Source organism: Pedobacter heparinus DSM 2366, assembly GCF_000023825.1.
Lineage (GTDB): Bacteria > Bacteroidota > Bacteroidia > Sphingobacteriales > Sphingobacteriaceae > Pedobacter > Pedobacter heparinus.
In genome coordinates, this window is the sequence record NC_013061.1 from 3,849,996 (window position 1) to 3,864,565 (window position 14,570).

The 14,570-nt window shown below is 42.1% G+C and carries 12 protein-coding genes; 3 read left to right on the top strand and 9 right to left on the bottom strand.

Annotated elements, in window-relative coordinates:
• Nucleotides 1-20 precede the first annotated feature (20 nt).
• Entirely contained in the window at nucleotides 21-824 is an 804-nt protein-coding gene (locus PHEP_RS16145) for a DUF3575 domain-containing protein (RefSeq protein WP_015809049.1), read from the top strand.
• A gap of 17 nt (nucleotides 825-841) precedes the next feature.
• Nucleotides 842-1,258, top strand: a complete 417-nt coding sequence (locus PHEP_RS16150) for a hypothetical protein (RefSeq protein WP_015809050.1) — start codon at nucleotides 842-844, stop codon at nucleotides 1,256-1,258.
• A gap of 74 nt (nucleotides 1,259-1,332) precedes the next feature.
• Here the strand turns inward: PHEP_RS16150 and PHEP_RS16155 are convergent, their stop codons facing one another.
• Complete coding sequence (locus PHEP_RS16155; RefSeq protein WP_015809051.1) at nucleotides 1,333-1,848, bottom strand: hypothetical protein; 516 nt, start codon at nucleotides 1,846-1,848, stop codon at nucleotides 1,333-1,335.
• 152 nt (nucleotides 1,849-2,000) lie between these two features.
• The gene (locus PHEP_RS16160) at nucleotides 2,001-2,708 is read right to left on the bottom strand and encodes an ATP-binding cassette domain-containing protein (protein ID WP_015809052.1); all 708 of its coding nucleotides are present in this window, start codon (nucleotides 2,706-2,708) and stop codon (nucleotides 2,001-2,003) included.
• Between the two features lie 104 nt (nucleotides 2,709-2,812).
• On the opposite strand from PHEP_RS16160, the gene PHEP_RS16165 reads away from it, so the two are divergent.
• Nucleotides 2,813-4,300, top strand: coding sequence for a glycine--tRNA ligase (locus PHEP_RS16165; RefSeq protein ID WP_015809053.1), 1,488 nt, complete (start codon nucleotides 2,813-2,815; stop codon nucleotides 4,298-4,300).
• Nucleotides 4,301-4,331: 31 nt separating this feature from the next.
• Here the strand turns inward: PHEP_RS16165 and PHEP_RS16170 are convergent, their stop codons facing one another.
• From PHEP_RS16170 to PHEP_RS16200, 7 genes are read right to left on the bottom strand one after another with little or no spacing between them, the layout of a single operon-like run.
• On the bottom strand, nucleotides 4,332-6,287 hold the full coding sequence (locus PHEP_RS16170) for a beta-N-acetylhexosaminidase (RefSeq protein WP_015809054.1): 1,956 nt from the start codon (nucleotides 6,285-6,287) through the stop codon (nucleotides 4,332-4,334).
• Nucleotides 6,288-6,293: 6 nt separating this feature from the next.
• Entirely contained in the window at nucleotides 6,294-7,505 is a 1,212-nt protein-coding gene (locus PHEP_RS16175; RefSeq protein WP_015809055.1) for an AGE family epimerase/isomerase, read from the bottom strand.
• A gap of 3 nt (nucleotides 7,506-7,508) precedes the next feature.
• Nucleotides 7,509-9,578 carry a GDSL-type esterase/lipase family protein gene (locus PHEP_RS16180; RefSeq protein WP_015809056.1) on the bottom strand — a complete coding sequence of 690 codons (2,070 nt, stop codon included), beginning with the start codon at nucleotides 9,576-9,578 and terminating at the stop codon, nucleotides 7,509-7,511.
• Nucleotides 9,579-9,584: 6 nt separating this feature from the next.
• A complete protein-coding gene (locus tag PHEP_RS16185) occupies nucleotides 9,585-11,156 on the bottom strand; it encodes a sialidase family protein (protein ID WP_015809057.1) in 1,572 nt (523 codons plus the stop codon).
• Between the two features lie 10 nt (nucleotides 11,157-11,166).
• Nucleotides 11,167-12,417 (bottom strand): MFS transporter, encoded by a 1,251-nt coding sequence (locus PHEP_RS16190; RefSeq protein ID WP_015809058.1) that lies wholly within the window; start codon nucleotides 12,415-12,417, stop codon nucleotides 11,167-11,169.
• A gap of 21 nt (nucleotides 12,418-12,438) precedes the next feature.
• On the bottom strand, nucleotides 12,439-13,560 hold the full coding sequence (locus PHEP_RS16195) for a kelch repeat-containing protein (RefSeq protein WP_162141662.1): 1,122 nt from the start codon (nucleotides 13,558-13,560) through the stop codon (nucleotides 12,439-12,441).
• 35 nt (nucleotides 13,561-13,595) lie between these two features.
• A complete protein-coding gene (locus PHEP_RS16200) occupies nucleotides 13,596-14,534 on the bottom strand; it encodes a dihydrodipicolinate synthase family protein (RefSeq protein WP_238326487.1) in 939 nt (312 codons plus the stop codon).
• Nucleotides 14,535-14,570: the final 36 nt, after the last annotated feature.

A 14,570-nucleotide genomic window follows, 5' to 3' on the forward strand; every position in this document is an offset into this window, starting at 1 on the left:
ATAAATAATTACTCAAAACCATGTTTACTCACACTAAAAAAACACCATTCATTATTGGTTTAGGCCTAACCCTATTGTGCCTGTACCCTGTTATTACAAATGCCCAGTCAAGTCCTACTGAACCAGCCCCTGTATCCTACAGAAAAAACCTGGTTAAACTGAACTTTGGCGGGTTGGCACTTAAAAGTTATAATTTCAGCTTTGAACGACTCTTATCCAAAAAAATCAGCTTTGTCGCGGGTTACAATACCATGTCTGAAAACAAACTTTCAGATTTACCACTCATCAAAAAAGCTTCAGAAAAATTGCTGGATGAAGAAGATGACATTAAAAATGATTTTGACAAAATTACAGCTGCCAACAAGGCATATACGGCAGAATTTCGTTTTTATACAGGGAGCCATCCTGGTGCGAGGGGTTTTTACGTTGCCTTATACGGCAGGTACAACGATACAAAGATCAATTATGCTTATGATTATGAAACCAATTCCAAAACTTATCATTTACCTGTAAAATCAAAAATTACGGGCTTTGGCGGAGGTTTGCTGCTGGGTACACAGTTTATTATTGCCAAACGTGTGGCACTTGACTTCTATTTTGGTGGTCATTATGGGAAGTCGAAAGGAAATGCTGATGCATTGGCTGATTTAAGTACCATGACCCCAGAGGAGAAGGCAGACCTTAAAAATGAACTGGAATCAAAAGTTGAAATAAGCGGCAAGCAATATTTAACAGCAACAGTTACCAATGATGGCGTAAATGCTAAGGCCGTTGGGCCATTGATTGGTTTGAGAGGTGGATTAAGTCTGGGAATAGCATTTTAACAATTAAACATATATATATGAGAAGCGCTTTAACAATACTGATTGCATTAATTACAATCAGCACAATCAGTTCCTGCAAGAAAGATGAAAAAGCCAATAGTCTTATTGTCGGGAAATGGTTTTTTGAAAAAATAGACTACGTTGAATTTGAGAATGGACAAAAGACCACCTCTACTGAAACAGGAGGTGCTGGTGATTTTTTCCAGTTTGACGCAGATGGAAAGTTTTCGGGAAGTACCTGGTCAAATAAGATTGAAGTAAGTACCTGGGAGCTCATCAACAATAAAATGCTCAAAGTAAAACCGAGCAGTGAGATTGACTGGCCTGAAGCCGGCATGGAGATAAAGACCCTAACCAACAGCAGCCTGGTTTTGTATGAAAAGACAATAGAGGGCAATAATTATTATGAAACTACGGTTTACTTAAAGAAATAGGGGAATAAGGTAGGGGAAGTAAAAAGCCCTTCCTGAATGATCGGGAAGGGCTTTTTATAGCATTCTGTTCTTAATTACAGACCAATGTTGTAAGCTAATCTTAAACCAATGAAGCCACTGGTTGTTGAGTTAGCTGACCAGCCTTCGTAACGTGCGCCCAGTTCAATAGAACCTTTGTCAGCTACAGGGAAGTCAACACCAATACCTGGTGTATAAACAAAAGCTGTTGAGCTACCGCTTTTGGTACCAAATGCAGCACCTAATTCAGCAGCACCAAAGAAGTTATCACCAAAATAATACCTTGCACCAGCTTTAACCGGAATAGCGCCATAATTTACTTTTCCAATGATAGGCAGATCTTTAGACTGGAAATTAGTAAAACCTGCACTACCAGTTACCAATAGATTCGCAGCAACAGGGTGCTGATATTGCAATGAACCTCCATAACCAAAATTGTATGAATCACCAAAATCACCCATTGGGAAAGCGAATTCAGCACCTACACTTAATTTAGGGGCTTTAGTTTGTGCATTTACACTAGAAAATGCAAATAAACCTGCAACTGCTGTTAGTAGTAATAATTTTTTCATTTTTTTACTATTTAATTTTTAATTTGATTTATCCGTTTGACGCAAAAAGACTGCCAAGAGTTACATAAACTTATAAACATTTTAACACTTTTGTGTCAAAAAAGCTGTTTAAATAGCAAAAACCAACAAAATCAGGCAGTTGACCTTTTTCCTCAGGAAGTCAGTTTTTTAAATATTTCTTCAAGGGAGGTGGTATTGTGCTTATTTTTTAATTCTACTATTGAAGCATTGGCCACAATAGTACCTTTATGGATAATGATCACATCGTCGCAAACAGCCTCTACTTCCTGCATAATGTGCGTAGAAAGGATCACTGTTTTATCTTTACCCAGGTTCCTGATCAGCTCACGGATATCGCTGAGCTGATTCGGATCCAGTCCGGAAGTGGGTTCGTCAAGGATCAGCACCTCGGGATCGTGAATGATGGCTTGTGCCAGGCCCACCCTTTGTTTGTACCCTTTGGACAACATGGCAATCTTTTTATGCTGCTCAGCAGTAAGGCCTACCCGTCGAACCGTCTCTTCTACTTTTAGTGCTGCATTTTTTAGCTGATAGGTATGGGCTACAAACAAAAGAAACTCCTTTACATACATGTCCATATATAAAGGCGTGTTTTCAGGTAAATACCCCATAATCCGTCTCAGTTCAATACTTTGGGTCTGTGTATCATAGCCACATAAGCTGGCCGTTCCGGAACTGGGTGCTGTATAACCGGTAAGCATGCGCATTGTAGTGGATTTACCTGCACCATTAGGGCCTAAAAAGCCAAGTATTCTGCCGGGTCTGGCTTCAAAGCTGATTCCGTTAACCGCCTTTTGTTTACCGAAATATTTGACCAATGCGCTTACCTTAATACTCAATTTCTTCTATTTTTAGATGTAATAAAAAGATCAGGTTCAAAAGTAGGAAAAACAAGGTCTTATTCCTGGAAACCATTAAATATTTTATCTAAGTTTGCATCATTATGGCAAAGAATACTAACGACGAGCAATTTAAAAATGTAATATCACACGCTAAGGAATATGGTTTTGTATTTCAAAGCAGCGAAATATATGACGGACTAAGTGCTGTATACGATTATGGACAGCTTGGTGCCGAATTAAAAAACAACCTGAAAACCTACTGGTGGAAAGCCATGGTGCAGCTGCACGAAAATATTGTAGGCATCGACTCTGCCATATTTATGCACCCTAAAGTATGGAAAGCCAGTGGCCACGTAGATGGTTTTAACGATCCGATGATCGACAATAAAGATTCTAAAAAACGTTACCGTGCCGATCAGTTACTAGAAGATAAAATAGCCCGTTACGAAAAAGACGGCAAGACAGATAAAGCTGCGAAACTGCAGGCTGAAATGGACGATGCCTTGAAGGCGGAAGACTTGCAGCAACTTAAAACCCTGATTGAACAGCACGAGATTGCCTGTCCTGTTAGTGGTACAAAAAACTGGACAGAAGTGCGGCAGTTTAACCTGATGTTCAGCACCCAGTTTGGTGCCATGGCAGAGGGTTCTGAAGAAGTATACCTGCGTCCGGAAACAGCACAGGGTATTTTTGTGAACTTCCTGAATGTACAAAAATCTGGACGCATGAAAATTCCTTTCGGAATTGCACAGATTGGAAAAGCTTTTAGAAATGAAGTGATTGCCAGACAGTTCATCATGCGTATGCGCGAGTTTGAACAGATGGAGATGCAGTTCTTTGTGCGTCCGGGTGAAGACAAAAAATGGTTTGCCTATTGGAAAGAGGCCCGCCTGAAATGGCACCTGGCATTGGGCACACCTGCCGAAAAATACCGTTACCACGACCATGTGAAACTGGCACATTATGCCAATGCCGCTACTGATATTGAGTTTGAATTTCCTTTTGGCTTTAAGGAAGTAGAAGGCATCCATAGCCGCACAGATTTCGACCTTTCGCAGCATCAGGAATATTCGGGCAAAAAAATGCAGTACTTCGATAATGACCTGGATGAGACTGGTAAGCCTTATGGTAATTACGTGCCTTACGTAATAGAAACTTCTATCGGCTTAGACCGTATGTTCCTGCTGACCCTGATCAATGCTTTTGAAGAACAGGACCTGAGTGAAGGTGATAAACAAGACAGCAGAACCCTGCTGCGTTTACATCCCTGCCTGGCTCCTTATAAAGTGGCAATTTTCCCGTTAACCAAGAAAGACGGGCTGCCTGAAAAAGCAAGGGCGATCATGGATAACCTAAAACTTGATTTCAATTGCATTTATGAAGAAAAAGACGCTATTGGCAAACGTTATCGCCGTCAGGATGCCATTGGCACGCCTTTCTGTGTAACGGTAGACCATCAGACACTGGAAGACGATACGGTAACCATCCGTCACCGCGATACCATGGAACAGCAGCGCATTGAAATTAAACACCTGGATGAGCTGATTGCAAGTAAAACCAGCTGGAAGACCTTGTTTTGTAAAGATTAAAAATGACCATTCTTTCCGGAGAAGGTAATTTTTATATTGGCACAAAAGTAAACATCCATTTCTGAGGGTTTTTCCAGTCGGTTCCTTTAAATGAGCCGATTGGCAATTTTACAACTACCTTGTTCCACCCCTTCTTTAATTGGATCTTTGCAGGCTTACGGTACTCATATCCTTCATCCATTAATGGTTGCTCCATATCACCTTTTAACCCTGCCTGTTTCCAGGCGGGGGCCAGGATGGGCTGGCTGTTCACAAACACCTGGCTGCTCCGGTCGTCCCAGGTTGCGGCTTTTGGCGAATCTGAGGCGTAAGAACGGGAAAAGTTATTGAAGCCGATCCAAAAATCCCGATTTTCATCCTTATCGCTCCAAATGCGGGTTATGGCATACCAGGTGGTATTTTCTTCCGGGTTATCCAGCAAACCTTTCACCAGGGGTGTCCACCAATGCCGTAAAATTAGTGTTCCGCCAACTGCGTTTAAATTGGCAGGTTCGTTTTGTACATTAAAATTTTGGTTTTCCACTTCAAAAACTTTGGTTAATACACCCTCATTTTTAAAAGGACCGTAAAGCTTCCATTGCAAATCAGTTTGTTTTACATAAGGGAAGGGCAGTCTGGCAAAGTATAAGGCTTTGTGTTGGAGCAGCCTTTTTTCGAATTCCACAAAGGCCTTTGCTGCCTTTGTATCCCCAGCACCAATATTAGCTATCCATCCGTTTGTCCCCCCTCCTCTCCAGCTTCTTTCGGCAAAAGCAAGCATGGCGGGATAAACAGGGTTTTGTATCAATACATCTTCAGGCTTGTTTACTCTTCTATCTGGCCAGGTACAAATGACACCACCCAATGCAACATCACTGCCATTATCCAGATTACAGATCTTTCTGTTAAAGATACTGACCACACTTTCCAAAGGATCCATATGATTTAAGTAAAGGTGCCTCGAATCTATATATCTGATGTTTTTATTGCTACTTACTTTAGTAGCCCCTTCCATCCACAACTGCCTGATGGTACTTTCAGCAAAGTTTCCTCCAGGCTCCCATCCTATTACCTTTTTTCCCAAACTTTCTATCAGGCGGGTTACTTCAGGTAAAAAGTTTTTATTGCCGATCTTAACCTCATCAGCCCCGATATGAAGATAAGGTACATCGTAAGTGCTGCAGAATTCTCTGATGATATTTTTTACGATGACCAGTCCACTATCGCTTTGCATGTCTGTTTTCATCGCTCTTTTAAAGGCTGCACTATGGCCAGGCATATCTATTTCTGGTACCAGGGTAATATACCTGTCCTTACAGTAACTGATCAGTTCTTTCAGATCAGCCTCTGTATAAAAACTTCCTTTGTTCCGCAACATGGTTTCAGGGTTGGTCAGTTGTGGATACAACTTACTTTCCAGTCGCCAGGCTATGTCTTCGGTAAAATGAAAATGAAATACATTCAGTTTATACCTGGCCATAACATCAATCTGTTGTTTTAACAAAGCCACAGGCATAAAGTTCCGGCCGGCATCTATCATATAGCCCCTCCAGGAAAATGCCGGCCAATCGGTAATTTGGCAGGCATTTACATGATGGCTTTTATCCGTCAAAAGCTTTAAGGTTTCTATCCCATAATGTATGCCTCTGTCAGATTGCGAGGTTACAGTTATCTTCTTTGTAGTTACCGCTAAATCATAAGCCTCATTTGAATTTATCGCTACCTTTACTTTACCCAATTGCAATATGATGGCATCAGTTCCCCTGTAGTTTTTTATAGGCACATTAAACCCTAAATTTTTCAGGCATAATTGTAACCACGATGCTTCTTTAGCTAAACTTTTATCTTTAACAATAATTGCCTTACAGTCTTTAAGGTTAAACTGTCCGGTATTAAACTGCAGTTTTTGTGGCAAGGGGATGATATTGCTGTAGCTCTTTGAAGGCAATTGCGCTTTTACCACAACAGTGTAAAGCAAGAAAAGTACAAGCAGTTTTTTAATCCTCATCTTTACTTATTGAGCCGTATAGGAAGCAGATTGCTGCAGATATTCATTTAACAAAGTCATGCAATACCATTCCTGTCTTGGCAAATGAAAAGGGCCTTTAAACAAATTTCCTTTTGCAGTTTGGGCCAGGGTCCCGTCTTTATGCAGATAACCAAACCACTCTCCGTTTGCTGCGTCGTGAAAATGCTGGTAAGCATACTCGTGTACCAGTTTGTGCCATTGTGCATATTTCTCCTCTCCTGTTATGGTATAAGCCAGTAGCGTTGCGATTATGACTTCATTATGGGGCCACCAGAATTTCATATCCTGCCAGTACTCCTGCACAGGCTTGTTGTACACATCCCGGAAATATAAAATCCCGCCGTGCTCTTTGTCCCAGCCGCGGTCCCACATGTAATCCAGCATTTTGCAGCCGAGTTTAATTAACCTGGGATCATTGTTCCTGTATTTTGCTTCGTGAAGGATAAACCAGGCCCCTTCAATCGCATGTCCGGGGTTTAAGGTACGGCCATCGATGTGGTCAATGATACTACCATCGGGAGCAACCTGTTCCATTACACACCTGATGTCATCCTTCACAAAATAGGTTTCAATTTCATTGATCCATTTATCGATCCATTCATCACAACGCGGATCACCTATCGTTTCACGGAGTTGCTGTGCCGTATTCATCATGATCATGGGCACCCCAATCCCTTTAGCGGGCCTGGTACCGGTATATTTTGGAGGTAATAATCCCGGATTGGTGGAATATTCAATACATTTGCCAAAGAGGTAACGGGCTTGTTTAGCTGCAGCCTCATCCCCGCTGGCTTTGGCATACGCTGCATTGGCAATTACCGCAAAGGTTTCCGAAAAATAATAGCGGCGCTTACGGATGGGCTGTCCATCGCGGGTAACATGGAAAAACATCTGCCCGTCGGTATCAAAACAATGCCGGTTCAAAAAATCTATTCCGGATTTCGCACCGTCCAGCCATTCCTGCTTTTGTTCAACAGTATTGTATAAAGTTGACAGCAACCAGGCGGCACGCCCTTGTATCCATACAGCTTTATCGTCGTCTATCAGGCTTCCGTCCTGGTCACGCATAAGTAAATACCCTCCAAATTCCCTATCTATAGATCTTGGGAACCAAAATGGCACAGTATCATCCAATAATTGTTTTTGATAAAACCCTTGAAGGTCTTTTAATTTTTCTAATGTATATTCTATAACCATTATTTAAAGTATCGCTAGTGAAAAAGTAGATGCAGGCAGGTTTACTTCGTTTACGAGATTAGCGTGGGTAAAGGGCTGCCAGCCATACACCACACCTTTAATTTTTTTATTTGGAGGAATGGGAATGATCATTTTGTCATTCACGATCCGTCCCTTTGATTTAATATGAATGCCTTGGTCTGTTACCAGTTCAAACCCTTCCGGATCCTGTTGATTTGCGGTAAAGAGTTTAGCTGAATCAAAAGAAATCACTACCTCATTTCCTTTAATGGTTGCCCTTAGCGCTTTTGGTCCTTCAGCTGTTATATTTTTGTGATAGGTATGCTTTAAGGCCAACAATGCCAGCCGGTCTCCTACTTCTTTTTTCCTTTTGGGATGTACATTCAATGAGTCACCAAGATCAGAGCTCACAGCCATCCAGATATTTTTAATTGCTTTTTGAAGTTCACGTTGTGCATCTCTAAAATAAGGCCATGAAGGTCTGTTAAGACCAGATAACTGCACAAAATAGAACGGAAAATCATAGCCCCACTTTTGCCGCCAGCTTTGTACCAACACAGGGAATGTGTGTTTATATAGATCTACATTTTGCACATTGCTTTCACCCTGGTACCATATGACTCCACTTATTGGAAATTCAATTAGCTTGGATATGCCGGCCTCATAGTTATACACCGGTTCGTAAGGATGGCGTTGTTTAGGATTGGTTGCTTGTTTAAGATTAACGTCCGCCCTGCCTCTTGCCCATTCCTGTATAAAATCAGACTTGCGCCAATCGGCGAGCACATCAACCAGCTGCTCATCATGCTCCATCGTATACCTGTCAATCCATGACTCAATTGTTGAGCCGCCCACTGCCAACTGGATTAAGCCAACAGGCACACCGGATTCGGCAGTCAATTTTTTACCAAAGTAGTATCCGACAGCAGAAAATTCTGCAGCAGTTCCTGCATTAGTTGGCGTCCAATTTCCTGAGAAATATTTAAGCCGATTTACTTGTTCTAAAGTTTTATTATCCCATGGAGCATTGTTTGTTTCTGCATACTGTGTAAACTTAAACAACCTCATATTGTTCGGTTTAATGTCTGCCAATTCTGACTTACCTGTTTCTGATGCACTTAGGGTAAAAGCCATGTTTGACTGCCCTGAGCATAACCAAACATCACCAATAAGAATATCAGTTAAAGAAATGGTTTTACTACCTGCCTTTAGGTTTAACGTGTAAGGCCCCCCATGTTGCATAGCAGGAAATTCAACTTTCCATTTGCCACGGCTATCCGGAATTGCAATAAGGCTTTTATGATTAAATACAACTGTAACTTTATCATCAGCATTTGCTATACCATATATCTTTACAGGCTTATTGCGCTGAAACACCATATGGTCTGTAAAAATTTCAGGAAGTTTAAGCCCGCCGTAATTACCGGTAAGATCTTCATACACAGTTTGTGCAATAATAGCTGCACCTTCCTTATCAGGATGCAAATTATCTGCAAACAGATCAGGCCTGTTATATAATGGTGATGTCAGATCAATTAACCTTGCGTTATTTACTTTGGCAATAGCAACAATTCGTTCTTGAATTTGCCAATACCAATCTCTTGTGCCTGATTTAAATCTGGGATGCCCATTAAATATCGGCGTAAGCCTGCACACATAAAGTTTGACATTAGGGTTCTGCTTTTTAAGTGTATCCAGCAACCATGCGTAATCGGGTTCAAAGTCATCTTTAAAATCAGGCCAATTTCGTGGATCTGTATCATTTAACCCAAGATGCACGATGGCAACGTCAGGTTTAAATGATACAGCATCTTCAAATTGCCTGGTTTTACAATAAGGTCTGTGACCTTTTTTCAAAAGTGTAGCTCCGCTTAATCCAAAATTTTTCACATGGTATTCCGGCCCCAGTAACCCTTGCAAAACTGACGGATAGGATTCTTTTTCGGGATTGACTAAACCGGCTCCGAACGTAACTGAATTTCCGATACATGCTACTTTTATAGATTGGCCAAAGGAGCTGAATCCAAATTGTAACAGAAAAACAAGAAGCAGGGCAGATTTCTTATTCCACATAGTTAATTATTTAATGATATCCTTTACGGGAATTTTAACAAACAGCAAAGTCCTGATGCCTTCATATAGCAAACCCAGGGTCTGGTCATCTATTTTAGTAAGTACGGAATAGCCGTAAGATTTACGTTCATCAAGGTGCAATAGATTTACAGGTTGCCAGGACTCTCCTAAATCCAGACTAGCTTTAATGGTAGTATGTGCCCTGGGAGGCGTTGAAATATTCAAATTGCTGAAAAACAGGACATCCTTTGATACGCGCTTAAATTTTACATTGACTTTTATTAAACTGGCCATACAAACCGGGTCGGGTAAGGCACTATAGGACGTTGCATGTTCGATCCAGCTTTGTCCCATATCTTTTGTGGTAGCTACGCTCCTGAACCCACCCCTGTTGTCCCGCATGTTCAGCATTAAAGTTCCCGGGTTTGTTTCTACAAGCTGGGCCTCTGTGGTATTTGACTTTGCACCAAGCCCTGCTTTCCAGCTTTTACCATGGTCATCGCTATAGATTAAGGTGGAATGCGGCATTTTTGCGGCATCCCAGTATTGTGCCGGGAAAACAATTTTCCCGTCTGCCATGGCAATTCCATTACCCGGACCAGGGAAAAACAAGCGCCATTCCGGATTTTTAACCTGGTTAGTGATGCTGTAGGGTTTGGTCCAGGTTAATCCGTCATCCTTACTGCTGGTAACCAGGAACTGCCCGGTTTCTTCAGGACTTAAACCGGGTCCTGAGCCTGCAATAGAGCGGTTACCTTTACTCCATAGGGCTGAAACCCATATGGTTTTAGTGACAGGGTCAAATAAGATTGAAGGATCGCCGGAACCACTGTTATCTGCCGGTCCACCCATATCCATAATATTTTTCATGGTATCCCAGGTTTTACCTCCGTCGGTACTTCTACTCATTCCTACGTCAATATTGCCCGGCAGGTCTTTGTCATTGTCATAACGGATATCGTAAACGGAAATTAAAGTTCCTTTGTCTGTGGTGATCATACCGGGGATGCGGTAAGTGTGTACATTTTCGTCATTGGGTTTGCGCAGGGCGATGCCCAGGTATCTTGAACTGATCTGGTGTTGTGCCACTTTATAGATCAGGCCTGATGCGTTGGTCAATTGATCAGCTCTGATCCGCAGCTGATGATCAATATCAGCATTGTCTTTTAAGGTTACACTTAGCCATAAGCTGTGTTTTCCTGGTGTTAAAGTCGTGCCAAGCGTAATGCTAAACTGATTTGTTGAGGGTATTGTACTCCCCAGCAATTTATTTTTTGAAAGTTCCTGCTGATCATCTCCCTGGTAAAGCTCCAGCTTTGCGATATCTTGTAATCCTGCTGTTTCTATACTGCCTTTAAATTGCTGGAATGTTATCGCCTCAGTACCTTCTGGGATGTCAATTTCCAGACGCAGATACGGATTGACTTCCAGTCTTTTAAAGATAGGATTAATGGTTGGTTCGGCTTTAATGCTTATGCCGCCCCTATCCCGGGCTTTGTAAATTTTATCTGAACAAGCTAATGCAGCTGCTATAAAGATGAACAGGATAAAATGGTTAAATATTTTTCTGTTATTCATTTTCTTTAAATTAATGTGTTGAACTGGCGTCGACAAAGTCATTCATTTTGGGACGAAGGAAATAAAGCTGGATAATTAAGGCAACCAGGACAATGCCCGCCAGCATAGCAAAATCTTTTCCAAGGTGACCTGCATCAGATGATTTTCCGAGCAGATTGGTAATATAGGCCCCGGAAAACACACCGGTCATGTTCATCAGTCCATAAGCTGTGGCCCTGTACTTTGCAGAAACAAACTGACACAGGATGGGCATATTGTTGGCATCGAACATACCAAAGCCTACACCAAAACATACCGCAGCACCTACCACATGTAAAAGCGAATGTCCAAAACCCAGCAACAGCAGGGACGGAATGGTTAGGGCCAGGCCTATTGCACTGGTATAAATCCGCCCCTTGATGTTTTTCTGGACCCATTTGTCTGATAAAATACCTCCGGTGATCACGCCTAAAAAAGAAGATGCGGCTATGGTAATGGTAGAAAGCGGTCCGGCAGTAGCCATAGGAATGTTTAAATTCTCGGCAAATAAGGTAGGCAACCAGTTTTTTGCCGCCCATCCAGGTAAGCTGGGTACAGCGAAATAAAACAGGATGATCCAGAAAGATATATTGGTAAACAATAAGCCCAATCCCTTAAGTACAGAAGGCTTTACCACAAAGCTATCCGTATTTAAAAGGTCTTGATCAGATCCCTTTTTTTCGCGGAGAAAAACGATCAGGACAATGGCATAAACAACACCTACAATGCCAAAAGAATGAAAGGTAGCCTGCCAGGAGAACTGATCGGCAATGGTGGCGCCGAAACCGCCCAGGGCCTGCCCCATATACAATCCGGTCATGTGAATACCAATGGCGAGCGACCTGGTTTTTGGGGAGTGAAAATCGGCAATTAAAGACAGGCCAGCCGGAATATACAAGGCCTCGCTCACGCCCATTAAAGCCCGCAGCCAATAGAGCTGGTTAAAAGTAGTAGCATAGCCCATCAGGTACGTAACAACCGACCACACGAACAGACTGCCTACAATCAGCCATTTCCGGTTAAACTTATCGGCAATTATGCCCGAAACGGGGCTCATGAAACCGTAAATCCACAAAAAGATAGCCATCAGGTGCCCAAAATTGGTGGCCGATTGTAATTCTGCGATATCGGCCTGCATGGCCGGTTTCATGGTAGACAGCATTTGCCGGTCCATATAGTTCAGTAATGCTACCACCCAAAGCAATCCTACAACAACCCAGGCATATCTTTTAGTATTCATCATCTCTTTTTCTTTCTAATAAAATTACTCAATTCTGCCTGATCTGATAGCCGCTGTACGAACACCAGGTTTTACCTCTCCACTGGAAAGGATAATATTTCCATCCCAGCGTGTTGCAGTTGTGGTTACCTGGGCTGCAAAAGGTATCTCACCAATTTTAGTCCAGGTGTTTTCCAATGCATGGTACAACAACATCCCTCTATAAAAACCTTTGTGATGGATGCTCAATTTGTTCTTTGTCTCAATCAGTCTGGATTTTTCTTCTTCCGTCTTGGCCTGAGCTATTTGCAGGATATATTGTTCTATTTGATGGAATACTTTCCCGTCATCACCACCCGTGATTAAAATGAAATGATCATCAATGGCAACACCTGCTCCTGCAGAAAAATTCATGGTATTTTTTCCATCGCTAATCACTGCGCAGGATTTCCAGGACTTTTTGTACGGGTTGTAGAAAAAAGTACTATTCCGCAGCTCGCTGATGCCTGATGCAGTTTTTGATCTTCCACCAATTACATAAATACCAGCATTTTGTGCCACTACAACGGCATTGGCCAAAGCAACCGGGAGCTCAGGTAAAGTCAGCCATTTGGGATGATCATCGTCCAAGTCCAGACTAAAAAAAGAAGCCGAAGATTCCTGTTTGCCGTCTCCCCCGACTGCATATACAACATTTCCCATACTCGTTAGGGAAATATTGGTAAGTGCAACCGGCAGGTCCGGCAATTGTTTTATCAGTACCTGGTTCATAACTGCATCCCAATTTAAAAGATAGGCTTTACTGGACAATCCCTTGTCATTTTCTCCGCCCGCATAAACAATTCCGACAGGAGTTGAAGTATTGCCACAGTAGGCAATTGGTTCTGTTAAATGGGCCACATTATTCTTGTTCCAGACAAAGTTCTTTCCGGCGCGCTGGAGTACATGAATTTCTTTCGAATATTGCTTTTTCCCACCATCCCATGGCTTTTTATCCGGAAAATTTGCTCCTCCAGCCACAATCAACACGTGATTATCAACGGCATTAACTGCTCCTGCAAAACCTAAAGAAGGTTTCCCATTCCTATCCTCCAGCCGGGCGATCTCGGCCCACTCCACACGGGTAACTTCAGTTCTTTGCGCAAAAACAGGGTTTGTAATTAACATGATATAAAAGAATAGCAAGGGTCTGTACATTTTATTTATTGTGAAGTGCTGACGCCAGCAGCAACTGATTTAAAGTTTTGAAAACCCAAGGCTTCTACGTCTTTTTTAAACAGTTCAAACTGGGATACATTCATATTTTTTACCGGCAGTCTGAATTCGCCACAATCCAGGTTTACCAGTTTCATGTATCCCTTACCTACAGAGATACCGCCGTATTTACCTAAAAGCCTGATCATATCAATGGCCTTTTGCTGCAGTGTACGTGCTTTTGGTAGGTCGTTGGCATCAAATGCCGCTATCAGGTCGTAATAAAGCGGGGCTGCATAGTTAAAGGTACTGCCTACAGCTCCTCTGGCACCCAATACCAATGCGGAAAGCATATTCTCATCACGTCCCCAAAGCATATCATATTTACCGTTCTTAAAGCTCATACAGGTCTGAAAATCCATAAAATCTTCATGGGTATATTTTATGCCGGCAAAGTTGTTAATTTTATCATCAACAGCCTTCAGCAGATCATACATGGCGTAGTTACCACCTGTTAAAACAGGAATATGGTAGTAATAAAATGGCATATCCGGTACTACCGCAGCAATTTCAGCGCAGGTAAGTGCCAGCATTTCTACATTGGCCGGCTTAAAGTAAAACGGAGCGGTAAAGGATATCGCATGCAGGCCGATCTGCCTGGAATACAAGGCCAGCTCTTTACAATCAGCTATGCTTGTTCCCCCTAATAACATCATTACCTTAAAATCCTGGTCTGCTGATGTACATTCTGCCCATTTAGCAGCTACTTTCTTTTTCTCGGCATTGGTCATAGATACACCTTCGCCGGTAGAACCGCAAATGAAGGCTCCTGTAACGCGGTTAGATTTTAAAAACTGATAATAAGCCGGTATTAAGGCCAGGTTTATTTCGCCATTTTCATCCATTGGCGTAAATGGCGCGGCAATGAGCCCTTCTAATTTTTGCATCGTCATAATTGTATAAATAATACGTATTTCCAGATT